The following is a 23,227-nucleotide window of genomic DNA, read 5'->3' on the forward strand; positions in this document are numbered from 1 at the left end:
CCAGGATTAACTCGAGGTCACCCTCGACTTCGTTCGCCAAGCTACCACAAAACCCGAGGGCACCCTCGACTTTGTACGATGGGTCCCATGGCCACCGGATCGAAGCCGTTGCGCGCGGACGCCGCCCGCAACCGCGACAAGCTGCTGGCCGCCGCGACGCGCGCGTTCGGCGAGCACGGCCTCGACGCGCCGCTGGAGCAGATCGCTCGCAGCGCCGGGGTCAGCATCGGCACGCTGTACGCGCACTTCCCGACGCGAGAAGCTTTTGTCGACGCGATCCTGCCCGCGCAACTCGCCGCGTTGGACGACCTGGCGACGAAGGCATTGGCGGAGCCGGACCCGTGGCAGGGCTTCACCGGCTTCCTCGACGGATTGTTTGCCTTACAGGCCAAGGACCACGGACTCAGCGACGCACTCGCCCGGCGGCTGCCGCTGAGCCCAGCCGTACTGGAGGCATGCCACACCGGCTTCGAGCACGCGGCGCGGATTATCGACCGGGCAAAGGAATCCGGTCAGTTGCGGACGGATTTCGAACCTGCGGATCTCGCCCCGCTGGTGTCCGCGATGTCGCAGCTGATCCGCGAATCCCCCGAAACCTGGCGACGGCACCTGGCGTTCTTTCTCGACGGCCTGCGCGCTTAGTCCTTTTCGGACTCCGCGCGCACCGGAACCAAACCTATTGCCAGCAGCGGGAAAACCGCCGCCACGCAATACGCCAGCGCATACCGGCTATCCCCGATCACCAGACCCAGCAACGGCGGCGTCAACGACGCGGCGATGTTCTGCGCGGTATTCTGCGTCCCCATCGCCCGCCCCGACCACGCGACACCCGCCAGCTCGGCCGACGCGGTGAAGCCAAGACCGTTGTCCGCCACCGTGATCACCGCAGCCAGCACCAGCGCGGCCAACACGAGCCACAGCCCAGTCGCGTCGCCGACAGCGACCAGCAGCATCACGACGACGCTGGCGACGGCGAGCTGCCGCATCGGCCGCAACCGGCTGCCGACCCGGTCCGACCAATACCCCGACGCCAGCCGCCCGAGCGCGCCGAGCACCTGAGCCACCGCGACGAACACCCCGGCCTGCGCGGCGGTCCACTGATGCTGCGACACCAGATACACCGGCGCGAAGGCGGACACCGCGAACTGCGGCACCACCAACAGCGCACTCGCGCCGTGCACTCGCCACAGCCACGGCTTGCGATACGGCGACGGCGGCCGCTCCCCCTTCGCCGCGCGCGGCGGCCGCGGCGGGTCCACGACGAACAGCGCCACCAAGAGCGCCACGCCCACCGCCAGCACGGCCGGAAGCAGCATCGCCGCCTGGAATCCCCACCGCGCGGCCAGTGGCGGCAGCCCGAGCGCGGCCACGCCGACGCCCAGCGGCTGCGCCGTCTGCCGGATCCCCATCGCGACGCCACGCTCGGATTTGGCGAACCAGCCCATCACGACCCGGCCGCTCGCCGCGTTCACCGAAGCTGTGCACGCACCGGCCAGGAGAAACACACCAAAGAGAAGGCTGACCGGGTGGTGCCACAGGGCGGCGTACACGAGGAGTAACCCCGAAACGCCCAGGCCGAGCGCCATGATGAGGCGCTCGCCGTAACGGTCCGCAGCCGCGCCCCACGCGATGAGCGTCAGCAACAGGCCGATGCTCGGCGCCGCGACGACCGTGCCCGCCTGCGCCAGCGTCAGATGGTCGGCCTCGCGCATGGCGGGCACGAGAAATGGCAGCCCATAAAGGAAGGAGCAACTGGCGGTCTGCGCGGCGAGGCCGAGCGCGAGGATCAGCCACCGCCGCGAGCTGCCCTGTTGCCGCACCTGCTCCCCGGTCTCGACCTGCGCCATTCCGTCCACCGTCTCACTATTTGAGAAATATGTCTTACATAGTGAACGATAGTTGGCATAGCTAACGAACGCAACCGCCTTTCGGGGGCGGCCGCGTTCGGGGAGCCGGGATTCAGCCGAGCGCCGCGTACCCGGGTTTGACGACCTTCTCGATCAGCTCGAGCCGCTCGTCGAAATCGAGGAACGCGGATTTCATGGCGTTGATGGTGAACCAGCGGAAGTCGTCGAGGCCGAAGCCGAACGTCTCGGCCAGCGCGGCGAATTCACTGGTCATCGTGCAGCCGCTCATCAGCCGGTTGTCCGTGTTGACCGTGACGCGGAAGCGCAGCCGGGCCAGCAGCCCGATGGGATGTTCGGCCAGCGAAGGCACGGTTCCGGTCTGGACATTCGACGAGGGGCAGATTTCGAGCGGGATGCGCCGGTCCCGGACGTAGCCCGCCAACCGTCCAAGATGGACATTTCCGTCGGCGTCGGTGGTGATGTCCTCGACGATCCGCACACCGTGCCCGAGCCGTTCCGCACCGCAGTACTGGATTGCCTCGCCGATCGACGGAAGTCCGAACGCTTCGCCGGCATGAATAGTGAAGTGCGCATTGTTCCGGCGCAAATAGTCGAATGCGTCCAGATTGCGGGTGGGCGGGAATCCGTCCTCCGGTCCGGCGATGTCGAATCCGGCCACGCCCGCGTCGCGGTAGCGCACCGCGAGTTCGGCGATCTCGAGCGCGCGGGCGTGCTGGCGCATGCCGCACAACAGCGTCCGCACCCGGATCCGGCCGCCGCCCGCGGCTACCCTCCGCGTCCCCTCGGCGAAGCCTTCCTGGACGGCCTCGACCACTGCATCGAGTGACAGTCCGCGTTCCACGAACAGCTCCGGCGCGTACCTCGACTCGGCGTAGACGACCCCGTCCGCGGCCAGGTCTTCCACCGCTTCGGCGGCAACCCTGACCAGCGCTTCCTCCGTTTGCATGACACCACACGTATGGTCGAACGTTTCGAGGTACGACACGAGGGAACCGGAGTCCGCGGCGGCGCGGAACCAGCGGCCGAGTTCCCCCGGATCCGTCGCGGGAAGGTCCCGGTAGCCGAGATCCTCGGCGAGTTCGGCGACGGTGGCCGGGCGCAAGCCGCCGTCGAGGTGATCGTGGAGCAGGACCTTGGGGGCACGGCGCAGGATCTCCGCGCTCAGCGGGGTTACGTCCGACATGCTCCAACGGTAGCCTCGCTGTCATTCCCCTACCTGGTCGTAACCGAGAGCACCGGAACAACCCTCTGCTCAGCACTGTGCGCAAGGAATCGGCCATCCGGGTGGCGCGCCCCTTATCCGCGTTCCCCGGGGGCCATACGCACAGCAATTTTCTTCATCGATAAGCTCGGGTCAGTCCCTTCCATTTTCCCCGCCGACGAAGGACACCGCAGTGACCACTGACAACCACATTGCCGCACCGTCGTTCGACCGGATGCGCAACATGCTGGTGCGCGCGGCCGAGGTTCGTGAGAGCGAGCAGCAGCAGATCTTCGACGCGCTCGACGACATCTACGCCCGGCTCGCGCCGGTGGACTCCCTCGGCGCGGTGCGCAAGCGGCTGTCGGAAATGCCGGACCGGACCGAGGTCGGGGTGCTGGCGGAGCGCCTCGACGAGGCGATGACGCGGCTGGAGTCCCAAGACAACGCGATCGCCGCGCTCACGCACGCGGTGGAGAGCATCGTCGACAAGCTGGCGAAGCCCTTCGCCCAGCTCGACGGACGCCTCGACGGCGTGGCGGCGCGGTTCGAGGGCGTCGCGGGCCGGATGGACGGGCTCGAGGACAAGCTGCAGAACATCCACCGCCGGCTCGACGAGCTGGGCGGGCACCTGGACAAGCAGGACGCGAAGCTCGAGTCGCTGCCGCAGGCCACGCAGGGACCGATCCGCGACCGGATCGAGATGGCCGAGACGTCGCTGCGCGAGCGGATCGAGACCACGGACCAGGAACTGCGCTCCCGCGTGGACGAACTGGACCGCGCGACGAAGGAACGCATCGCCACTGCGACCGACGCGCTGAAGAGCGCGGTCTCCGACACCGGCGAGATGATCGACCCGGCCGCGCGCCTCGACTCGGTGGGCACGAAGCTCGAAACGATCACCCAGCGTCTCGACGACCTGTCCGGCCGCATCGACAAGGTCGAAGACGACGTCACCGGCCGCATCGGCGACCTGGACGGCTCGGTGCGCAGCGGCCTGTCGAAGGTCGAAAGCACGCTGTCGAAGCAGCCGGACACCGACTCGGTCGACTCGCTGGTGCGCCGCAGCAACGACGAATCGGTCCGCCGCATCGGCGGCCAGCTGGACGAAGCCATGGCGACCTTCGCGGAACTGATGCTGGGCGGCGGACCCGCGGTGCAGCAGATCGCCCCGCCGCCGCCCGCTCCGCGGCAGCCGCGCCGTAGCTCGCGTAACGGGCGTTCGCCCAAGGCGGCTGACGCCAAGGCGAAGGCTGGCGGCGACTCGGACGAGTCGACTGACTGAAGTCTCTGAATGACCGAAGCCCCCGTCCAGGATCTGGACGGGGGCTTCGTCGTTCCGAGGGTCAGGGCCGAACGGTCTCCAGCACGATCTCCCGCGAAGCAGGCGCTTCCGCACCCACCGCGTACCCGCCTTCCAGCGCAGCCAAAGCCGCCGGGATCGCCTCCGGAGTGTCCGTGTGCAGCTCCAGCAACGGCTCCCCCGCCACCACCGCATCCCCAGGCTTCGCGTGGCACAAGATCCCCGCCGCGGCCTGCACCGGATCTTCCTTCCGCGCCCGGCCAGCCCCGAGCCGCCAGGCAGCGACGCCCACCGCGTAGGCGTCCAGCGACGTCAGCACTCCCGACTCCGGCGCGGCGACAACGTGCACGTGCGCCGGACGCGGCAGCTCAGCCGACGGGTCTCCGCCCTGCGCGGCGATCATCCGGGACCACACCTCGTAGGCCTCGCCGGACGCCAGCACCTCAGCCGGATCCACCGAAATGCCCGCGAGCGTAAGCATTTCCCGGGCCAGCGCCACGGTCAGCTCGACCACGTCCGACGGCCCGCCGCCCTTGAGCACCTCGACCGCCTCGGCGACCTCCACTGCATTACCGACCGCCCGCCCGAGCGGCGTGCTCATGTCGGTGATCAACGCGGTACAGGCGACGCCGTGCGCGGTGCCGATGTCCACGAGCGTCCGCGCCAGGAGCTGCGCCTCCGGCACGGTCTTCATGAACGCCCCGGAGCCAGCCTTCACATCCAGCACGAGCCCCGAAGCACCCTCGGCGATCTTCTTGCTCATGATCGAGCTGGCGATCAACGGCACCGACTCGACGGTCGACGTGACATCCCGCAGCGCGTAAAGCTTCTTGTCCGCCGGAGCCAGCCCTTCGGTCGCCGCGCAGACCACCGCGCCGACTGAGTTCAGCTGCGCCGCGATCTCGTCCAGCGAAAGCGCGGCGCGCCAGCCAGGGATCGACTCCAGTTTGTCCAGCGTCCCGCCGGTGTGGCCGAGCCCGCGGCCGGACAGCTGCGGCACCGCGGCTCCGCACGCCGCGACCAGCGGAGCCAGCGGCAAGGTGATCTTGTCGCCGACCCCACCGGTCGAATGCTTGTCCACGGTCGGGCGCGCGACGTCCAGCGACAGCCGCGAGCCCGAGTCGATCATCGCGCCGGTCCAGCGCGAGATCTCGCCGTCGTCCATGCCACGCAAGAAAATCGCCATGGCCAGCGCGGCCATCTGCTCTTCCGCGACGACCCCGTGCGTGTAGGCGTCGACGACCCAGTCGATCTGTTCGTCGCTCAGCCGTCCGCCGTCGCGCTTGGCCCGGATGACATCTACCGCAGTGAAAGTCACGGCAGATCCTCCGGCCCGAACGCGTCCGGCAGCACCTCCGACATCGGCAGCACCCCGCGAGGAGTGTCGACCAGGCAAGAAGAACCGCCAAGCTCAAACAGAATCTGCCGACAACGGCCGCACGGCATCAGCAATTCGCCCGCGCCGCTGCGACAAGCGACGGCGACCAAACGGCCACCGCCGGACAGTCGCAATTGTCCGGCCATTGTGCACTCAGCGCACAAACCCAAACCGTACGAAGCATTTTCGACGTTGCATCCGGTCACCTGACGGCCATCGTCCACAATGGCCGCGACGCCGACGTGCAGTCCCGAATAAGGCGCGTAAGCGTGCGAAGCCGCCTTGACCGCCTCAGCCCGCAACGCTTCCCAGTCCACTTCGGACATCAGTCGCCCTCACCTCGCCGGTACTGCGCACCGTCCGCCTTGGGCGGCCGAAGTCGTTGCGACGCAACGGCTAGCACGATCAGCGTCACGAAGTGCGCGGTGTACGGGATCAAGTCGCTCGGCAGAGTGTCGTTGGTCCAGTAGATCGCGTAAAGAATTCCAGCGCCGACGACGCCGAGGGCAGCCGCGAGCCAGCGCTTCCGGATCAGCTGCACGATCACGATGATCGCCAGCAGAATGACCGCGCCGTACAGCAGTGCCAGCACCGCGTCACCGCCACCGGCGAGCTGCAGGCCGTCGGAGTACCCGAACAGCGCCGCACCGCCGAGGAGCCCGCCCGGCCGCCAGTTGCCGAAAATCATCGCGGCCAGACCGATGTACCCGCGGCCGTTGGTCTGGTTCTCCAGATAGTCCGCGCCGCCCTTGAGCAGCACCAGCGACGCACCGCCCATGCCCGCGAAGCCGCCGGAAATCAGCACGCCGACGTACTTGTAGCGGTACACGTTCACGCCGAGTGACTCCGCCGCGACCGGGTTCTCGCCGCACGAACGCAGCCGCAGGCCGAACCGCGTGCGCCAGAGAACCCAGTAGCTCACCGGAATCAGCACGATCGCGAGCATGGTCAGCGGCGCGACACCGGTCACCAGCCCGCGCAGAATGCCCGCGACGTCGGACAGCCCGACGCGTTGCTGGTTCTCCAGCGAGCCCAGCCAGTCCGACAACCCGGCCGCCGAATAGGTGTCGAACTTCGGCACCGGCGGCGACTGGCGCGGGTTTCCCGACAGCGGCTCGAAAATCAGGTTCGCCAGATACTTCGCGACGCCGAGCCCGAGCAGGTTGATCGCGACGCCGGAGACGATGTGGTTGACGTTGAACGTCACCGTCGCCACCGCGTGCAGCAGCCCGCCCAGCGCGCCGAACGCGATCGCGGCCAGCAGGCCGACCCACGCGCCGCCGTAATACGCGCCCCAGGCCGCGCCCCAGGTGCCGAGGATCATCATGCCCTCGAGGCCGATGTTGATCACACCGACGCGCTCGGCCCACAGCCCGCCCAGCGCACACAGCAGGATCGGCAGCGCCAGCCGCAGCGCGGTCGACGCGGTGTTGCTGGACGTCAGCGCCGAAACGCCGGTGGCGTACGACGCGGTGGACATGACCGCGATCGCGACCACGGCCCAGATCACGCCGCGCAGCCAGCCGGGGATCCGCGGCCGCTTGCGCTTGACCGGCATCGGCGTCCCGGATTCCGGACCAGGCCGGGAGAACTCCGTCGTGGTGGTCACACCGCACCGCCTTCCGCGACCGAGGCGCCCTTGCGGCCGTTGCCGGCGAGCGCCCTGCCGACCCTTCGCTGTTCCGCGGCGAGGTCGGCCCGGCGCACGATCTCGTACGCCACGACGACCGAGAGCACGATGACGCCCTGCATGATCGTCGCGATTTCCTTGGACACGTTGATCTGCTCCAGCGACACCGCGGAGGTGTCCAGGAACGCCCACAGCAGCGCGCCGAACGCGATGCCGCCGGGGTGGTTGCGGCCGAGCAGCGCGACCGCGATGCCGGTGAAGCCGTACATCTGGGTCGCGGTGATGCCGTAGCTGTAGTCGCGGCCGAGCAGTTCCGGCATGGCGACCAGACCGGCCACCGCACCGGACAGGATCATCGCGATGAGCGTCATCTTCTTCGCGCTCACGCCACCGGCCGCGGCGGCCGTCGACGACTCGCCGCTCGCCTTCAGCTCAAAGCCGAACCTGGTGCGGTTCAACATGAACCAGTACGCCGCGCCGATCACGACCGCGATGAACACGAACCCGAACAGCGTGCCCGACCCGAGCGGGATGCCCGGGATCCGGCCGGACGGCGCGATCACCCTGGTGCCGATGTTGTTGCCGGTCTGCACGCCGAACTGGTCGGCGTTGATGAGGAACGCGATAATGCCGGCGACAATCGAGTTCAGCATGATCGTCGAGATGACCTCGCTGACGCCGCGGGTCACCTTGAGCACCGCCGGAATCGTCGCGTACAGCGCGCCGGAAACGATGGCCACCAGCAGGATCACGATGGTGTGGATGACCGGCGGCAGCTGCAGCGCGCCGCCGACGATCGCGGCGATCACCGCGGCGAACCGGTACTGGCCCTCGACGCCGATGTTGAACAGGTTCATCTGGAACCCGATCGCCACGGCGAGGCCGGACAGGTAGTACACCGTCGCGAGGTTCACCGTGTCGACCGCGGTGGAACCCTTGAACAGCTGGCCGATCATCGTCCCGTAGGCCTGCAACGGGTCGGCGCCGGAGATGACGAGCGCGATCGCGGACAGGATCACTGCGAACGCGATCGCGAGCAGAGGCGGCAACAGCCGCGTGCGCCACGAACTCATGAGTCTTCACCTTCTTCGGCGCCGGTCATGGCGGAACCGAGTTCCTGCGGAGTGACGGTGGCGGGGTTGGCCTCGCTCACGAGCCGCCCGCGCAGCATCACGCGAATGGTGTCGGACAACCCGATCAGCTCGTCGAGGTCCGCCGAGATCAACAGCACGGCGAGGCCGTCGGCACGCGCCTGGCGGATCTGTTCCCAGATCAACGCCTGCGCGCCGACGTCGACCCCGCGCGTCGGGTGCGAAGCGATCAGCAGCACCGGGTTGCCGGACAATTCGCGGCCGACGATCAGCTTCTGCTGGTTTCCGCCGGACAGCGCGGCGGCCGGAACGTCGATGCCGGGCGTGCGGACGTCGTACTCGCGCACGATCCGCTCGGTGTCCTCGCGCGCGCCCGCGATGTTGAGCAGTTGCCCGCCGGACACCGGTTCGCGCGTCTGGTAGCCGAGAATCCGGTTGACCCACAACGGTTGTGTCAGCAGCAGGCTGTGCCGGGTGCGGTCCTCGGCGATGTAGCCGATGCCCGCCTCGCGCCGGGCGAGCGTGCCCAGCTTGACCAGATCGTGCGTCTTGCCGTCCGGCGGGGTCAGCTCGATGTGGCCGCCGCTCACCTTGCGCATCCCCATGATCGTCTCGACCAGTTCGGTCTGGCCGTTGCCCTCGACGCCCGCGATGCCGAGCACCTCGCCCGCGTGCACGGTGAAGGAGATGTGGTCCAGTACGTTGCGCTCGGAGCCTTCGGCGGACAGCCGCAGCTCGCGCACCTGCAGGACCTCGCGGTCGGTCACCGTCGACTCGCGCGTCTCCGGGCTCGGCAGCTCCGAACCGACCATCATCTCGGCCAGTTCGCGGCTGGTGATCTTCTTCGGATCCGCGGTGCCGACCGTGGTGCCACGCCGGATCACGGTGACCGTGTCGGCGATCGCGCGCACCTCGTCGAGCTTGTGCGAGATGAAGAGGAACGTGTACCCGTCGGCCTGCATCTCGCGGACGGTGGCGAAGAGCGCGTCCACTTCCTGCGGCACGAGCACGGCGGTCGGCTCGTCGAGGATGATGATTTTCGCGCCCCGGTAAAGGACTTTGACGATCTCGACGCGCTGGCGGTCGGCGACGCCGAGTTCCTCCAGCAGCGCGTCCGGCTTCGCGTGCAGCCCGGTCCGCTTCGACAGTTCCGCCAGCCGCGCCCGCGCCGCGCGGCCGATGCCGTGCAGCGCCTCGCCGCCGAGGAACACGTTCTCCGCGACGGTCAGGTTGTCGGCGAGCATGAAGTGCTGGTGCACCATGCCGATCCCGGTGCGGATGGCGTCCTGCGGGTTGCGCAGTCGCACCTCGGCGCCGTTGATGGCGATGCTGCCCTCGTCGGGCTGCTGCATCCCGTACAGGATCTTCATCAGGGTCGACTTGCCCGCGCCGTTCTCGCCGCACAGCGCGTGCACCTCGCCCGCCGCGACGGTGAGGTTGACGTCGGAGTTCGCGACGACGCCGGGGAACCGCTTGGTGATCCCGGTCAACTGGACGGCCGGCACGCCCCGGTCGGGGACGGCTTCGGCCTCGATCTCGGTCATCGGAGGGGACATCCCGTTCTGTCGAAACGCGTGAGGGCCCGGAAGGAAGATCCTTCCGAGCCCTGACGCGTCATGAGCGTTACTTGGCCGGCTTGTCCGAAACCGTGATGGCGCCGGAAACGATCTGGGCCTTGTACCCGTCGAGCACGTCCTTGATGTCGTCGACCTTGCCACCGGAGGTGGAGTAGCCGACCCCGTCGGACTTGAGGTCGAAGCGCTTCGGCACCGTGCTCAGGTCGCCCTTCGCGACGGCCTGCAGGTACTCGAACACCGCGACGTCGACGCGCTTGATCATCGACGTGATGATGATGTCCTTGTCGGCGGCGACCGTCTTCTGGTTGTACTGGTCGGAGTCGACGCCGATGGCCAGCGCGTTGTTCTGCTTCGCCGCGTCGAACACTCCCTTACCGGAGGCACCGGCGGCGTGGTAGACGACGTCCGCGCCGCGCGAGATCTCGGCGGCGGCCTTCGCGTTGCCCTTCGGCGGGTCCTGGAAGCCGGAGAAGTCGCCGGCCGGCGTCAGGTACTCGTCCTCGACCTTGATCTTGCTCGAAACGGCCTTCGCGCCCTGCAGGAAGCCCGCCTCGAACTTCTGGATCAGCGGGGTGTTCACGCCGCCGACGAAGCCGACGTGGCACTTCTTGCTCTTGTACGCGGCGGCGACGCCGGCCAGGAACGAGCCCTGCTCCTCGGCGAAGACCAGCGGCGTGACGTTCGGCAGGGTGATCGAGTCGTCGTCGACGATCGCGAACTTGGTGTTCGGGTACTTGGTGGCGACGGCCTTGACCGACTGCGCGTAGGCGAAACCGACCGCGACGATCGGGTTCAGGCCCTGCTGCGCCATCTGCTCGAGGCGCTGCTGCTTGGCGGCTTCGCTCTCGGACGCGCTCGCGGTGCTCTCGTTGACGGTCGGGACGCCGAGGTCGGACTTCGCCCGGTCGGTGCCCGCGGCGGCCGCGTCGTTGAAGGAAGCGTCACCGCGACCGCCGACGTCGAAGGCCAGGCCGACCTTCAGCTTGCTGCCGTCGACCTTGCCCGAGGCGGCGCTGCTGCTCGTGGCGGCGGCCGGGGCGGCGGGCGGCTTCGGGGCGGTGATGCAGTTCGAGCCCGAATTACCGTCCGAACCGGACGCGTTGTTGTTGCTTCCCCCGGTGTCCTTCGCGCACCCGGCCAGTGCAAGCACCCCAGCCATGGTCGCGGCGGCCAGCGCGGTTCCACGCATGCGACGCAACGTGTGTCTCCCTCCCCGCTGATCCAGCGGACGATCCAGGAACGGCCCGGTCACGGTCGCCCGGGCTCAACTGGCAGACCGTACCCAACCGCCGGGTAACCGCCATAGGAACGGCACGCTACGTAACACAAATGTTTACTCGGAGGCTCGATCCGCGACCAATCCGGCGCCGACCGTGATCAAGAGCCGCCGCCCCGCCCGCCGCGATCACGCACCGTGGCGCCTTTCGCCCGGAAAAAGTCCGTGAAGGGAACCCTGGGGGAATCAGAGTCCCTCAGGGTTCCCCTCACGGACCGCTTTGACGTGCTCCAGACCACACGTCCGAGTGGTCTGCCGTGGTCACCGGTGTCTGGTCCATCACAGAGAGGAACCCGGAGGTGAGCCGCGCGTATGGGTCGGGTCTAGCATCCATGCATCCACGCTCGATGGCCCCTGATCTCGGCACCGTCGCCGGAGTTGTCCCCAGTGGACCGACCCCGGCCGCGGGTGCGGACCTCACCGGTCACCCGGGCACGACAGTCATGACGTTGGAGGCCGTTCACCGATGTCCACCACGGCGAGCACTGCCACCGAAAGCGGGGCAGGAGCTAGCGATCGGGCGGGTGCCTCACGCCGGCAGGGAACTTTCTACCGGGGCGACCCCGGCATGTGGTCCTGGGTGCTTCACCGCATCACCGGCGTGCTGACCTTTTTCTTCCTGTTCGTGCACGTGCTCGACACCGCGCTCGTGCGCGTGTCGCCGAACACCTACGACCAGGTCATCGAGACGTACAAGACGCCGGTCGTGAACCTGCTCGAGGTCGGCCTTGTCGGCGCGGTGCTGTTCCACGCGCTCAACGGGCTGCGCGTCCTGCTGGTCGACTTCTGGGCCAAGGGCCCGAAGTACCAGAAGACGATGCTCTGGGTCATCGGCGTCGTGTGGGTGGTCGTGATGGTTCCGGGTGCGTTCTTCATGCTGAAGCGCACCGTCGAGACGCTTTTCGGGGGTGCCTGATCCCATGGCCGACGCTCTGATCCTCGAGAAGCCGCGCTCGCCGCGGCGCCCGTCCGCCCGGCGCAGCAACTTCGAGCTCTACAGCTGGCTGTTCATGCGCATCTCCGGGCTCGCGCTGATCATCCTGGTGCTGGGCCACCTGTTCATCATGAACATCCTCGACGGCGGCGTGCACCGCATCAACTGGGGCTTCGTCGCCGGCCGCTGGGCCTCGCCGTTCTGGCAGTTCTGGGACCTCGCGATGCTGTGGCTCGCCGAGATCCACGGCGGCAACGGCCTGCGCACGATCATCGACGACTACGCGCGCAAGGACTCCACCCGGTTCTGGCTGAAGATCCTGCTGTACGTCTCGATGGCGCTCATCCTGGCCGTCGGCACGATGGTGATCTTCACGTTCGACCCCGAGATGCCTGCCTCCTGAGGCGCACCCACCACTAGCTAGCGGAGTCTTTCCCTATGCAGTTCCACAAGTACGACGTGGTGATCGTCGGCGCGGGCGGCGCCGGCATGCGCGCGGCCATCGAGTCCGGCCAGCGCGCCCGCACCGCGGTCCTCACCAAGCTGTACCCGACCCGGTCCCACACCGGCGCGGCACAGGGCGGCATGTGCGCCGCGCTGGCCAACGTCGAAGAGGACAACTGGGAGTGGCACACCTTCGACACCGTCAAGGGCGGTGACTACCTGGTCGACCAGGACGCCGCGGAGATCATGGCCAAGGAGGCCATCGACGCCGTCCTCGACCTGGAGAAGATGGGCCTTCCGTTCAACCGGACGCCCGAGGGCAAGATCGACCAGCGCCGGTTCGGCGGGCACACCCGCGACCACGGCAAGGCCGCGGTGCGCCGCGCCTGCTACGCCGCGGACCGCACCGGCCACATGATTCTCCAGACGCTGTACCAAAACTGCGTCAAGCACGGCACCGAGTTCTTCAACGAGTTCTACGTGCTCGACCTGGTCCTTTCCGAGGGCGAGGACGGCAACCCGATCGCCACCGGCGTGGTCGCCTACGAGCTGGCCACCGGCGAGCTGCACGTGTTCCAGGCGAAGTCGATCGTGTTCGCCACCGGCGGCGCGGGCAAGATCTTCAAGACCACCTCGAACGCGCACACCCTGACCGGCGACGGCCTCGGCATCATCTTCCGCAAGGGCCTTCCGCTGGAGGACATGGAGTTCTTCCAGTTCCACCCGACCGGCCTCGCCGGCCTCGGCATCCTGATCTCCGAGGCGGTGCGCGGCGAGGGCGGCATCCTCCGCAACGCCGACGGCGAGCGGTTCATGGAGCGCTACGCCCCCACCATCAAGGACCTCGCGCCGCGCGACATCGTCGCCCGGTCGATGGTCCAGGAGGTGCTGCAGGGCCGCGGTTGCGGGCCGAACAAGGACTACGTCGTCCTCGACGTGACCCACCTCCCGGTCGAGGTCCTCGAGACCAAGCTGCCGGACATCACCGAGTTCTCCCGCACCTACCTGGGCGTCGACCCGGTCAAGGAGCCGGTGCCGGTGTTCCCGACGTGCCACTACGTCATGGGCGGCATCCCGACGAACATCCACGGCGAGGCGCTGCGCGACAACGAGCACGTCATCCCGGGCCTGTACGCCGCGGGCGAGGTCGCCTGCGTGTCCGTGCACGGCTCGAACCGGCTGGGCACGAACTCGCTGCTGGACATCAACGTCTTCGGCCGCCGCGCGGGCATCGCCGCCGCGGAGTACGCGCTGGCGCACGAGCACGTCGAACTGCCGGAGGACCCGACCACCCTGGTCGAGGAGCAGCTGGCCGGTCTGCTGTCGGAGCACGGCGACGAGCGCGTCGCCGACATCCGCAAGGAAATGCAGCAGACGATGGACTCGCACGCGTCGGTGTACCGCACCGAGGACACGCTGAAGCAGGCGCTGACCGACATCCAGGCGCTCAAGGAGCGCTACCAGCGGATCACCGTGGCGGACAAGGGCAAGCGGTACAACACCGACCTGCTCGAGGCCGTCGAACTCGGCTTCCTGCTGGAGCTGGCCGAGGTGCTGGTCGTCGGCGCGATCGCGCGCAAGGAGTCCCGCGGCGGCCACGCCCGCGAGGACTACCCGACCCGCGACGACACGAACTTCATGCGGCACACCATGGCCTACAAGCAGGGCGAGGGGCTGTCGTCCGACATCCGGCTCGACTACAAGCCGGTCACCTTCACCCGCTACGAACCGATGGAGCGGAAGTACTGATGACGACGGCCACCCCTGAAGCAGAGGCCACGGCGGACGCCGACCACACCCCCATCACGGTCACGCTGAAGATCCTCCGGTTCAACCCGGAGGTCGACACCGAGCCGCACTGGGAGTCCTACGACGTCCCGGCACAGCGCACGGACCGGCTGCTGAACCTGCTGTTCTACGTCAAGGACTACATCGACGGCACGTTCTCCTTCCGTCGTTCCTGCGCGCACGGCGTGTGCGGGTCGGACGCCATGCAGATCAACGGCATCAACCGCCTCGCCTGCAAGGTCCTGATGAAGGACCTGCTGGAGAAGAACGGCAAGAAGACCGAGATCACCATCGCCCCGATCAAGGGCCTGACGACGTTGAAGGACCTCTACGTCGACATGGACCCGTTCTTCGAGGCGTACCGGGCGATCAAGCCGTACCTGATCACCTACGGCAACGAGCCGACCCGCGAGCGGATCCAGTCCCAGGCCGACCGCGACCGGTTCGACGACACCACCAAGTGCATCCTGTGCGCCTGCTGCACGTCGTCCTGCCCGGTCTACTGGAACGACGGCTCGTACTTCGGCCCGGCGGCGATCGTGAACGCCCACCGCTTCATCTTCGACTCCCGCGACGAGGGCGCCGAAGAGCGGCTGGACATCCTGAACGACGGCGAGGGCGTGTGGCGCTGCCGCACGACGTTCAACTGCACCGACGCCTGCCCGCGCGGGATCCAGGTGACGAAGGCGATTCAGGAAGTGAAGCGGGCGCTGCTTTTCAAGCGCGTCTGATCTCCGAACGTACGTGAGGGGAACCCTGAGGGACTCTGAGTCCCTCAGGGTTCCCCTCACGTACTTCAGTGAACCGCGTCGAGCGCGTTCACCAAACCGCGCCCGTAGTACGAGTTGTTCTGCTTCGGGCCCTCGCAAGCCGAAACATCGCAAGCCACCGGATCCGCCTCCGCGGTAAGCAAAGCCGCCAAAGCGCGCGGCGGCGCGTTCCGATGCGTAGAAGCCAGCAAAGCCGCAACCCCGGCCGCATGCGGCGAGGCCATCGAAGTGCCGCACTTAGTGCCGTAAGCGCCATTGAACACTGTCGACAGCGGGCATCCCGCGCCTTCCCCGGCAGGCGGCTTCTGCCCCGAATCCCCGCCCGGCGCTGTGACCGTGACCGAGCCGTAGTTGGAGTAAACAGACTTCGTACCCGCGTAACCAACCGCAGACACCGTCACCACACCGTCGATCGCCTTCGGCAGGATGCCGCACGAAGAGTCAATCTTGTGTGGACGGTTCGGGTCCACAGTCTGCGTACGCACGTCGAAGCCGGAGTTGCCCGCTGCAGCGATGTTAAGAGTCCCGCGCTGCGTCGAGTAAGTGACAGCGCGCCGTACGGCCTCGTACGCGGCAGCGTCGCCTGCTTCGTTGCGGCAGTAGAACATCCCGGGGTCAATGTAGTAGCTGTTGTTCGTCACCTGGAAGCCGTGCTGTCCGGCCCAAACGAAGCCACAGACGGCCGCCTCCGGGAAGATGTAGCCGTCGTCGTTCACCACCTTCACCGACGCCAAGCGCACGCCCGGCGCGATGCCGGTGAAGCCGCGCGCGGGGTCCTTGCCCGCGATGGTGCCCGCGACGTGCGTGCCGTGGTCGGAGTTCGTCGGCGTCCACGCGGAAGCGTCCGGTGCGCCGGTGACGCAGCCGGTCGACGACCGCGGGTCCACCGCGTGCGCGAGCGCGGGGTGCTTGGCGTCGATGCCGGAATCCAGCACGCCGACGGTGACCGATCGCGAACCGGGATTGATCTTGTTCGCCTCCGGAGCGTGGATGGCGCGCATGTCCCACTGCTGAGTCGACAAATCGTCACCGGCGGCGACGCTCTCCGTCCGCTCCAGCATGCCGACCGCCGAGCGCAATCCGGCGCGGGCGGCGGCCTTCGCGGCGACGTCCTTGCCCGCCGAGTACGCCCGCTTCACGCCGAGCCGGTCGGCGAAGTCCGCGTTGCGCGAGCTCGCGACCGCGACGCCGATCTCCGGGTAGTACGCGATCCGCTTGCCGCACTTGGCGCTCAGCTCCGTGTCGACCGAACGCTGCTTCTCGCCCGGTTGGTACAACACGACGTAGCTGTACTGCGTGCTGGTGGTGTCGCACGACGGCGCGGGCGCGGCGGACGCTGGCACGGCCACCGCTCCTGCGGCGACCCCAGCGACCGCGACGGGGACGAGCAATCGACGTAAACGGGACATTTAGCCTCCATGGTCGGTCGCCCGAAACTAAGCCAGCCCGGACGCACGCGCCACCGACCAAAGGACCCATCAGGTGTTAGCGCGGTCCTTCGACGTCGCCCGGATGCCGCGCCAGCCGAGCACCCCGATGGCGGTGCCGAGCACGAACGAGACGACCGTCAGCACCGCGTGCACGACGAAGTACCCAGTGGGTGAACCGTCGGCCGCCCAGGACTGGTTGCTGGCCCACAGGTTCTTGGCGAACGTGATCCAGATGATCCAGGACCAGATGCCGAAAGCGAACAAGGCCATCGCTGTACCTCGTGAAATGCGCATGTCTCGAGTATGCCGCCGGGCCATCGGCGCTAGATTGCGTGGGTGCACCCTGCTTTCGCCCGGTCGCTGCGAGCATTCGCCGCGCCACTCGCCGCAGCCCTCGTAGCCGTCGCCGCGCCTGTCGCCCTCGCCGCCCCGGCGTCGGCGGAGCAATGCACCGAGCACGCCGCGCCGCCGGCCCCGGTGGACACCTCGGAGAAGCCGAAGCCGGGCCAGACCGTCCCGCCGCCGCTCCCGGTGCCCGCCCAGCCGGTCGGCGGTGACCGTTTGGGCGGCTGCGGCCCGATCCTCCCGCCGGGCGCGCCCGCGCTGCCTCCTGGCGACACCTCGGCGTCGTGGGTCCTGCAGGATCTCGACACCGGCGCGGTCGTCGCGGCGAAGGACCCGCACGCGCGGGAGCGGCCCGCGTCGCTGATCAAGACGCTGCTGGCGCTGGTGGTCGTCACCGAGCTGAAGCCCGAGCAGGTCATCGTCCCGACGAAGGAGGACGCCGAGCAGGAGTGCACCTGCGTCGGCATCGCCGCCGGCGGGCACTACACGATGGACCAGCTGCTGCACGGCCTGCTGATGCACTCGGGCAACGACGTGGCGCACGCCTTCGCGACCGCGCTGGGCGGTGCCGACGCGGCGGTCGCCAAGATGAACGCGCTCGCCGCCCGCATCGGTGCGACCGACACCCGCGCGGCGACCCCGTCCGGCCTCGACGGACCGGGCATGTCGACCTCGGCGTACGACCTGAGCCTCGTCTTCCACTACGCGATGAAGCAGCCGGAATTCGCCAAGGTGGTGGCGACGAAGAATTTCACGATCCCGGCCATCGACGGGAAGCCGCCGATCCCGGTGTTCAACGACAACAAGCTGCTCGGCGTGTATCCCGGTTTCCTCGGCGGGAAAACGGGCTTCACCGACGACGCGCGGCACACGTACGTCGGCGGCGCGGAACGCGACGGCCACCGCCTCGCGATCGTGATGATGCGGGCCGAACAGCGCCCGACGAAGGTGGTCGACCAGGCGGCGAAACTGCTCGACTACGGCTTCGCGCTGGAGAAGAACGGCGCGCAGCCGGTCGGTCAGATCGCCTACCAGTCGCTGAGCGCCGACTCCGCCCCGATGTCCGACAAGCAGGTCACCCCCGCTGGCGCGACGACCGCGGCCGCGGAAAAGCCGGACCCGTTCGGGACCACCGGCTGGGTGCTGACGGTGCTCGTGCTGGTGATCATCGTGGCCGGGTTCGTCATCAGCTATCAGCGAAAGCGCAACCCCCGCGCGTAGTAACCGGCCAGGTACGTGAGGGGAACCCTGAGGGAATCTGATTCCCTCAGGGTTCCCCTCACGTACTTTTCAGCCTTTTCGGCGGCCTAGCCAGGCAAGCAGGGCACCAGCGCTGAACGCGCCGGCCACCGAACCGAGCCCCAGCCCGTGCTGCACCGTTATCCGCGGCTCCAGCAACACCGGGGCGGGCGGCTGCACCACCCGCCGCTGGTTCTCCCGCGCGGTCGCCGTCCACGCCGTCACCAGCAGCAGGAACCGCGACACGAGGTTCGCGAACACCAGCAACCCGATCACCGGCCCGAAGATCGCTGCCGACGGGGACTTCGTGACGCTCGCCAGGTAGACCGTCGCGACCTGCTGCAAGACCACGAATCCGACCGCGGCGATGAGCGCGCCCTTGACCGCGCTCCGCAGCGCGACGTGCTCCCGCGGCAGCCGCGCGATCACCCACAGGAACACCAGCGCGTTGGCGATCAGGCTGAGCACGATCGTCGCGAGGTGCAGCAGGAACTTCGCCCACCCCTGGCCTTCCAGCCCGACCAGCTTCAGCAGCAGCTCGCCGAGACCGCTGCCCGCCGCGGTGAGCGCGAACGACACGACCAGCGCCAGCCCGAGCCCGAGCAGCGACAGCAGGTCCTTGATCGTCTTGCTGACGAACGGTTCCGTCTTCTTCTCCTGGCCCCACTGCGCGGTGAGCGCGTCGCGGAGGTTGGCCATCCAGCCGATGCCGGAGTAGAGCGCCAGCAGCAGCCCGAAGACCCCGATGCCGCTGCCGGACTTCAGCGCGGCGTCGGTGATCTGCTTGACCAGGCCGCGCAGCCCCTCCGGCACCGAGCTGTCGATCCCGTGCGTGATCTGGTCGATCACCGCGGTGTTGTGCCCGAGCGCCATGCCGACGACCGCGAACGCCACCATGAAGATCGGGAACACCGACAGCACGCTGAAATAGGTGATCGCCGCCGCGTAATGGTTGCCGTAGTTTTCGTTGAAGGAGTCGTTGGCGCGGATCAGGTGATCCAGCCACGGGTACTTCCGCCGCAGCCGGGGCAGCAGCTTTTCCTTGTCACCGGTCTCTTTCGCCACCGGAAAACGCTAACCACGGCAACCGGGCCCCGCAACGCGAGCGTGCCCGCGCGGTTACCGGTCGCGATCAGCTCGCGGGCAGGAACCCGATCCGCTCGTAGACCGACGCGAGCGTGGCCGACGCGACCTCGCGCGCCTGCCGGGCACCCGCGGCGAGGATCCGGTCCAGCTCGGCGACATCGTCCAAATAGGACTGGACGCTCTCCTGCAGCGGCGTGACCCAGTCGACGAGCACCTCGGCGAGGTCCTTCTTGAGATCGCCGTAACCCTTGCCCTCGTAGGCGGTTTCGAGGTCGGCGACGCTGCGGTCGGTCAGCGCGGAGTAGATCGTGAGCAGGTTGGAGACGCCCGCCTTCTCCTCGCGGTCGAACCGGACCTCGCGGCCGGTGTCGGTGACCGCGGAACGGATCTTCTTCGCCGAGCGCTTCGGGTCCTCGAGCAGCTCGACGAGCCCGTTGGCGGTCGCCGCCGACTTGCTCATCTTCGCCGTCGGTTCCTGCAGGTCGTAGATCTTCGCGGTGTCCTTGACGATGAACGGCTCCGGCATGACGAACGTCTTGCCGAACCGGCTGTTGAACCGCTGCGCGAGGTTGCGGGTCAGCTCGAGATGCTGCCGCTGGTCCTCGCCGACCGGCACCGCGTTGGTCTGGTAGAGCAGGATGTCCGCGGCCATCAGCACCGGGTAGGTGAACAGGCCGACGCTCGCGTGGTCGCTGCCCTGCTTGGCAGCCTTGTCCTTGAACTGCGTCATCCGCCCGGCCTCGCCGAAGCCGGTCTGGCATTCGAGCACCCAGCTCAGCTGAGCGTGCTCGGGCACGTGGCTCTGCACGAACAGCGCGCTGCGCGCCGGGTCGACCCCGATGGCGAGCAGCTGCGCGGCCGAGCGCCGCGTCCGCTCGAGCAGCACCTTCGGGTCCTGCTCGACGGTGATCGCGTGCAGGTCGACGACGCAGTAGAAGGTGTCGTGGGTGTCCTGCAGCCGCACCCACTGACGCAGGGCACCGAGGTAATTGCCGAGGTGGAAGGAGTCGGCAGTCGGCTGGATCCCGGAAAGCACCCGCAGGCGCCCGTTCTGTTCGTCGGACACGCCGAGATTCTTTCAGGCTGCGAAGGAGGCGGCGCCGCGGGCCCGCCGGTTCGCGGGACGGACGGGCAGCCGGGACGCCTCGACGGCTCCGCCCGAAGATTCACTTCCGGGGAGGAGCCGCTGCTTGGCGATTCAGCGCCGCCGGAAGGCTCAGCCCCCGAACTGAGCGCGGTTTGTCGGGACCGCCGACGATTCAGCACCGCCGTGAGATTCAGGCCTGGGCACTCTGCGAACCGAACACAGCTCGCCGGGACTGCTGGCGACTCGGTGCCGACCAGGCCGTAAGAAGGTTCTGGCGGGGAAATTCACCGCCGCTGCCGGGCTGCCGGAGGACCGGCCAGCCGACTAGGACTGCCGCAGGGGCAGCGCGGCCGGAGCCGGTTCGAGCGGCCGGGTCGGCTCCTCGTCGAGAGCACCGGCGGCAGCCACCGCCTCGATCGTCTTCGCGCGGGCCTTGCGCCGCTGCCGGACGACGCCCAGCGCCATCCCGATGATGCCGAAGCCCACCGCGACCAGGCCGACCGGTCCGAGCATCCCGAACCCGGTCGACGTCGTCTCCGCGCGGACCACACCGTCGTCCGCGAAAGCTGTCGCGCCCGTTCCGACGGCCGCGACCAGGATCGTCGTCAGCACCGCCAGGACGCGTCCGCCCGCAACAGCCAAGGAACGGCCCGAAGCCGCTGCCCTGCTGCCTGCCGCCAAAGCACCGCGACCGTCCCGCGCCGCGTCGCGAATCGAAGTCGGTTTGGTTGCCGTCGCGCCGGGCACCCCCGATGGGGTGACGGACGCGCGCGGCACCGGACGGCCAAGCGCCAGCGTGGACCGTGTCACGAACCGGCCTGGGTTGCGCACCGGAGTGCCTCCCGCGAGGTGACTGTTCTGAGTGAGTGCCTCACCCGTAAGGATGAGTTCTCGACGTGCTACTGGTCAGAAAACTACCGAGCGTGTCAAGACCTGTCGGATCTGATCAACTCGGGTGCCGAGGCTAGCGCCCACTCGGGGAGTAACCATGGGCACCCCTGACGTCTCGGTGTCGTCGGTGGTCAGCGCCGTGCGCGGCTCGCGGAACCACGCACAGTGTCCTCAACCCCGGCGAAACCGGACAGAATCACCCCGCAGAACAAACCCGAACTACCCTCAGCAGGTTATTCACCAGCTAGTCACCAGCACCACAACCAGGCTCAACCCGGGAACGGCACGTCGTACTTCGCGGTGACCGGCGCGTGGTCCGACCAGCGCTGGTCGTACGACTCTGCCCGTTCGACCACCACGGACGTCACCTTCTCCGCGAGACCGGGGGTCGCGAGCTGGCAGTCGATGCGCCAGCCCGAGTCGTTGTCGAACGCCTTGCCCCGGTAGGACCACCACGTGTACGGGCCGGGGCCCTCGGCGTCGAGACGGCGCTGGACGTCGGTGTAGCCCGCCTCGTAGACGCGGCCCATCCACTCGCGCTCCTCGGGCAGGAAGCCGGAGTTCTTCTGGTTGCCGCGCCAGTTCTTGAGGTCGACCGTGTCGTAGGCGATGTTCCAGTCGCCCACCACGACAACTTCCCGGCCCTCCGCGGCCGACTTCGCGCGCAGCTCGACCAGGTACGGCAGGAACGCGGCCATGAAGCGCTCCTTCTCGTCCTGGCGCTCGGTGCCGACGTCGCCGCTCGGCAGGTACAGGCTCGCCACCACCACGCCGGGCAGGTGCATTTCCAGGTACCGCCCGCTGTCCTCGAACTCGGGCTCGCCGAACCCGGTCCGCACCTCGTCCGGCTCGACGCGGCTGTACAGCGAGACCCCGTTGCGTCCCTTCGCGACCGAGGGCGCGTGCGCGGCGAACCACCCCTCCGGCGCGACGACGGACGCGGGCAGCTGCGCGGCCTCGGCCCGCACTTCCTGACACGCGACGACATCCGCCTCGGTGGCGGCCAGCCACTCGACGAAGCCCTTCTTGACGGCGGCCCGGAGGCCATTGACGTTGACAGTGGAGACGATCAGCACCCCGCGCACGCTACCCGCCGGGTCCGACAATTTTCCGCGCACGGCAGGTCCGGCAAGGTCCAGAATGACCGCCATGCCCCGACTGACTGTCCTCGGCAGCTGTGGCGCCTGGCCGGAACCCGGCCGCGCCTGCGCCGGATTCCTGCTGTCCCACGAGGATTTCCACGTCGCACTCGACCTCGGCTACGGCGCCGCCGCACAGCTCTTCCAGCACGTCCCCGCCGACCGGCTCGACGCGATCGTCGTGACGCACGAGCATCCCGACCACCTCGCGGACGTCAGCGCGCTCGGCCGGGCCCGCCACTACACGACCGACCGCAAGCTCCCGATGCACTGCACTCCCGGCACCGTGCGCCGGCTCGCCGCGATGGAGCCCAGCCCGGCCCCCGACGAGAACTTCGACCTCCACGACCTCGGCCCCGAGACCGATCTCGGCCCGTTCCGGCTCACGACCGCGCTCCTGCCGCACCACGTGCCGAATTACGGAATCCGCCTCACCACATCCGGCTATACCCTCGCCTACACAGGCGACACCGGCCCCGCTCCGCAACTGACCGATCTGGCCCGCGACGCCGACGTCCTCATCTGCGAAGCCACCCTGCAAGGCGCGCCGCCGGACGGCCCCCGCTACCTGATGACCGCCGCGGAAGCAGGCTGGCTCGCCACCGCGGCGAATGTCCGAACGCTGCTGCTCACGCATTTCTGGCCGGGTTCCGACCGAGCGGTTTCGGTGGCCGAAGCCCGCGCCGAGTTCTCCGGGGAAGTGCTCGCCGCGGAAGAAGGACTCATGCTGAATCGCGCATAATCGCGCGC

Annotated in this window: 22 protein-coding genes; 8 read left to right on the forward strand and 14 right to left on the reverse strand. The window is 68.3% G+C overall.

Annotated elements, in window-relative coordinates; all coding sequences use genetic code 11:
* The first annotated feature begins 87 nt into the window (after positions 1-87).
* Entirely contained in the window at positions 88-642 is a 555-nt protein-coding gene (locus ABZX37_RS22300) for a helix-turn-helix domain-containing protein (protein WP_354742333.1), read from the forward strand.
* Here ABZX37_RS22300 and ABZX37_RS22305 read toward each other — a convergent pair.
* Both ABZX37_RS22305 and ABZX37_RS22310 read right to left on the reverse strand, forming a co-directional pair.
* On the reverse strand, positions 639-1,847 hold the full coding sequence (locus ABZX37_RS22305; protein ID WP_354742335.1) for an MFS transporter: 1,209 nt from the start codon (positions 1,845-1,847) through the stop codon (positions 639-641). The genes ABZX37_RS22300 and ABZX37_RS22305 overlap by 4 nt on opposite strands.
* Positions 1,848-1,959: 112 nt before the next feature.
* Entirely contained in the window at positions 1,960-3,051 is a 1,092-nt protein-coding gene (locus tag ABZX37_RS22310) for an adenosine deaminase (protein ID WP_354742337.1), read from the reverse strand.
* Positions 3,052-3,262: 211 nt separating this feature from the next.
* On the opposite strand from ABZX37_RS22310, the gene ABZX37_RS22315 reads away from it, so the two are divergent.
* Positions 3,263-4,354, forward strand: a complete 1,092-nt coding sequence (locus ABZX37_RS22315; protein WP_354742339.1) for a PA containing protein — start codon at positions 3,263-3,265, stop codon at positions 4,352-4,354.
* A gap of 61 nt (positions 4,355-4,415) precedes the next feature.
* On the opposite strand, the gene ABZX37_RS22320 is transcribed toward ABZX37_RS22315, so the two are convergent.
* From ABZX37_RS22320 to ABZX37_RS22345, 6 genes are all read right to left on the reverse strand, one after another.
* Entirely contained in the window at positions 4,416-5,690 is a 1,275-nt protein-coding gene (locus ABZX37_RS22320) for a thymidine phosphorylase (RefSeq protein WP_354742341.1), read from the reverse strand.
* Positions 5,687-6,076: a cytidine deaminase gene (locus ABZX37_RS22325; protein WP_067589577.1), complete on the reverse strand. Its 390-nt coding sequence runs from the start codon at positions 6,074-6,076 to the stop codon at positions 5,687-5,689. The genes ABZX37_RS22320 and ABZX37_RS22325 overlap by 4 nt, the downstream gene beginning before the upstream one ends.
* Positions 6,076-7,308, reverse strand: coding sequence for an ABC transporter permease (locus tag ABZX37_RS22330; RefSeq protein WP_354742509.1), 1,233 nt, complete (start codon positions 7,306-7,308; stop codon positions 6,076-6,078). Before ABZX37_RS22330 ends, ABZX37_RS22325 begins: the two co-directional genes overlap by 1 nt.
* 47 nt (positions 7,309-7,355) lie before the next feature.
* The gene (locus ABZX37_RS22335) at positions 7,356-8,453 is read right to left on the reverse strand and encodes an ABC transporter permease (RefSeq protein WP_354742343.1); all 1,098 of its coding nucleotides are present in this window, start codon (positions 8,451-8,453) and stop codon (positions 7,356-7,358) included.
* Complete coding sequence (locus ABZX37_RS22340) at positions 8,450-10,015, reverse strand: ABC transporter ATP-binding protein (RefSeq protein WP_354742345.1); 1,566 nt, start codon at positions 10,013-10,015, stop codon at positions 8,450-8,452. Before ABZX37_RS22340 ends, ABZX37_RS22335 begins: the two co-directional genes overlap by 4 nt.
* 79 nt (positions 10,016-10,094) lie before the next feature.
* Positions 10,095-11,237, reverse strand: a complete 1,143-nt coding sequence (locus tag ABZX37_RS22345) for a BMP family ABC transporter substrate-binding protein (protein ID WP_354742347.1) — start codon at positions 11,235-11,237, stop codon at positions 10,095-10,097.
* Positions 11,238-11,790: 553 nt separating this feature from the next.
* On the opposite strand from ABZX37_RS22345, the gene sdhC reads away from it, so the two are divergent.
* From sdhC to ABZX37_RS22365, 4 genes are read left to right on the forward strand one after another with little or no spacing between them, the layout of a single operon-like run.
* On the forward strand, positions 11,791-12,240 hold the full coding sequence (gene sdhC / locus ABZX37_RS22350) for a succinate dehydrogenase, cytochrome b556 subunit (protein ID WP_354742349.1): 450 nt from the start codon (positions 11,791-11,793) through the stop codon (positions 12,238-12,240).
* A 4-nt stretch (positions 12,241-12,244) separates the two neighbouring features.
* Complete coding sequence (locus ABZX37_RS22355; RefSeq protein ID WP_067589564.1) at positions 12,245-12,661, forward strand: succinate dehydrogenase hydrophobic membrane anchor subunit; 417 nt, start codon at positions 12,245-12,247, stop codon at positions 12,659-12,661.
* Positions 12,662-12,696: 35 nt separating this feature from the next.
* Positions 12,697-14,451 carry a succinate dehydrogenase flavoprotein subunit gene (gene sdhA, locus ABZX37_RS22360; RefSeq protein WP_354742351.1) on the forward strand — a complete coding sequence of 585 codons (1,755 nt, stop codon included), beginning with the start codon at positions 12,697-12,699 and terminating at the stop codon, positions 14,449-14,451.
* Positions 14,451-15,221 (forward strand): succinate dehydrogenase iron-sulfur subunit, encoded by a 771-nt coding sequence (locus tag ABZX37_RS22365; RefSeq protein ID WP_354742353.1) that lies wholly within the window; start codon positions 14,451-14,453, stop codon positions 15,219-15,221. The genes sdhA and ABZX37_RS22365 overlap by 1 nt, the downstream gene beginning before the upstream one ends.
* 65 nt (positions 15,222-15,286) lie before the next feature.
* Here the strand turns inward: ABZX37_RS22365 and ABZX37_RS22370 are convergent, their stop codons facing one another.
* Both ABZX37_RS22370 and ABZX37_RS22375 read right to left on the reverse strand, forming a co-directional pair.
* Positions 15,287-16,669 carry a S8 family serine peptidase gene (locus ABZX37_RS22370; RefSeq protein ID WP_354742355.1) on the reverse strand — a complete coding sequence of 461 codons (1,383 nt, stop codon included), beginning with the start codon at positions 16,667-16,669 and terminating at the stop codon, positions 15,287-15,289.
* Between the two features lie 69 nt (positions 16,670-16,738).
* The gene (locus ABZX37_RS22375) at positions 16,739-16,984 is read right to left on the reverse strand and encodes a hypothetical protein (RefSeq protein WP_354742357.1); all 246 of its coding nucleotides are present in this window, start codon (positions 16,982-16,984) and stop codon (positions 16,739-16,741) included.
* Positions 16,985-17,026: 42 nt separating this feature from the next.
* Here ABZX37_RS22375 and ABZX37_RS22380 point away from each other — a divergent pair, with 42 nt between their 5' ends.
* Positions 17,027-18,256 (forward strand): D-alanyl-D-alanine carboxypeptidase family protein, encoded by a 1,230-nt coding sequence (locus tag ABZX37_RS22380; protein WP_354742359.1) that lies wholly within the window; start codon positions 17,027-17,029, stop codon positions 18,254-18,256.
* Positions 18,257-18,325: 69 nt separating this feature from the next.
* Here the strand turns inward: ABZX37_RS22380 and yhjD are convergent, their stop codons facing one another.
* The 4 genes from yhjD to ABZX37_RS22400 form a co-directional block, all read right to left on the reverse strand.
* Complete coding sequence (gene yhjD, locus ABZX37_RS22385; RefSeq protein ID WP_354742361.1) at positions 18,326-19,339, reverse strand: inner membrane protein YhjD; 1,014 nt, start codon at positions 19,337-19,339, stop codon at positions 18,326-18,328.
* 67 nt (positions 19,340-19,406) lie between these two features.
* On the reverse strand, positions 19,407-20,426 hold the full coding sequence (trpS, locus tag ABZX37_RS22390; RefSeq protein ID WP_354742363.1) for a tryptophan--tRNA ligase: 1,020 nt from the start codon (positions 20,424-20,426) through the stop codon (positions 19,407-19,409).
* Positions 20,427-20,771: 345 nt separating this feature from the next.
* Complete coding sequence (locus tag ABZX37_RS22395; protein WP_354742365.1) at positions 20,772-21,257, reverse strand: hypothetical protein; 486 nt, start codon at positions 21,255-21,257, stop codon at positions 20,772-20,774.
* 350 nt (positions 21,258-21,607) lie between these two features.
* A complete protein-coding gene (locus ABZX37_RS22400; RefSeq protein WP_354742511.1) occupies positions 21,608-22,423 on the reverse strand; it encodes an exodeoxyribonuclease III in 816 nt (271 codons plus the stop codon).
* 64 nt (positions 22,424-22,487) lie between these two features.
* Here ABZX37_RS22400 and ABZX37_RS22405 point away from each other — a divergent pair, with 64 nt between their 5' ends.
* Positions 22,488-23,219, forward strand: a complete 732-nt coding sequence (locus tag ABZX37_RS22405) for an MBL fold metallo-hydrolase (protein ID WP_354742367.1) — start codon at positions 22,488-22,490, stop codon at positions 23,217-23,219.
* The last annotated feature ends 8 nt before the right edge of the window (positions 23,220-23,227 follow it).

Source organism: Amycolatopsis sp. NPDC004079, assembly GCF_040610415.1.
Classification (GTDB): domain Bacteria; phylum Actinomycetota; class Actinomycetes; order Mycobacteriales; family Pseudonocardiaceae; genus Amycolatopsis; species Amycolatopsis halotolerans.

What these genes read in the sequence shown, in the direction of transcription:
- ABZX37_RS22300 (WP_354742333.1), top strand. Translation starts at nt 88, where the DNA reads ATGGCCACCGGATCGAAGCCGTTGCGCGCGGACGCCGCCCGCAACCGC.
- ABZX37_RS22305 (WP_354742335.1), bottom strand. Translation starts at nt 1,847, where the DNA reads ATGGCGCAGGTCGAGACCGGGGAGCAGGTGCGGCAACAGGGCAGCTCG.
- ABZX37_RS22310 (WP_354742337.1), bottom strand. Translation starts at nt 3,051, where the DNA reads ATGTCGGACGTAACCCCGCTGAGCGCGGAGATCCTGCGCCGTGCCCCC.
- ABZX37_RS22325 (WP_067589577.1), bottom strand. Translation starts at nt 6,076, where the DNA reads ATGTCCGAAGTGGACTGGGAAGCGTTGCGGGCTGAGGCGGTCAAGGCG.
- ABZX37_RS22330 (WP_354742509.1), bottom strand. Translation starts at nt 7,308, where the DNA reads ATGCCGGTCAAGCGCAAGCGGCCGCGGATCCCCGGCTGGCTGCGCGGC.
- ABZX37_RS22335 (WP_354742343.1), bottom strand. Translation starts at nt 8,453, where the DNA reads ATGAGTTCGTGGCGCACGCGGCTGTTGCCGCCTCTGCTCGCGATCGCG.
- ABZX37_RS22340 (WP_354742345.1), bottom strand. Translation starts at nt 10,015, where the DNA reads ATGACCGAGATCGAGGCCGAAGCCGTCCCCGACCGGGGCGTGCCGGCC.
- ABZX37_RS22345 (WP_354742347.1), bottom strand. Translation starts at nt 11,237, where the DNA reads ATGCGTGGAACCGCGCTGGCCGCCGCGACCATGGCTGGGGTGCTTGCA.
- sdhC (WP_354742349.1), top strand. Translation starts at nt 11,791, where the DNA reads ATGTCCACCACGGCGAGCACTGCCACCGAAAGCGGGGCAGGAGCTAGC.
- ABZX37_RS22355 (WP_067589564.1), top strand. Translation starts at nt 12,245, where the DNA reads ATGGCCGACGCTCTGATCCTCGAGAAGCCGCGCTCGCCGCGGCGCCCG.
- sdhA (WP_354742351.1), top strand. Translation starts at nt 12,697, where the DNA reads ATGCAGTTCCACAAGTACGACGTGGTGATCGTCGGCGCGGGCGGCGCC.
- ABZX37_RS22365 (WP_354742353.1), top strand. Translation starts at nt 14,451, where the DNA reads ATGACGACGGCCACCCCTGAAGCAGAGGCCACGGCGGACGCCGACCAC.
- ABZX37_RS22370 (WP_354742355.1), bottom strand. Translation starts at nt 16,669, where the DNA reads ATGTCCCGTTTACGTCGATTGCTCGTCCCCGTCGCGGTCGCTGGGGTC.
- ABZX37_RS22375 (WP_354742357.1), bottom strand. Translation starts at nt 16,984, where the DNA reads ATGCGCATTTCACGAGGTACAGCGATGGCCTTGTTCGCTTTCGGCATC.
- ABZX37_RS22405 (WP_354742367.1), top strand. Translation starts at nt 22,488, where the DNA reads ATGCCCCGACTGACTGTCCTCGGCAGCTGTGGCGCCTGGCCGGAACCC.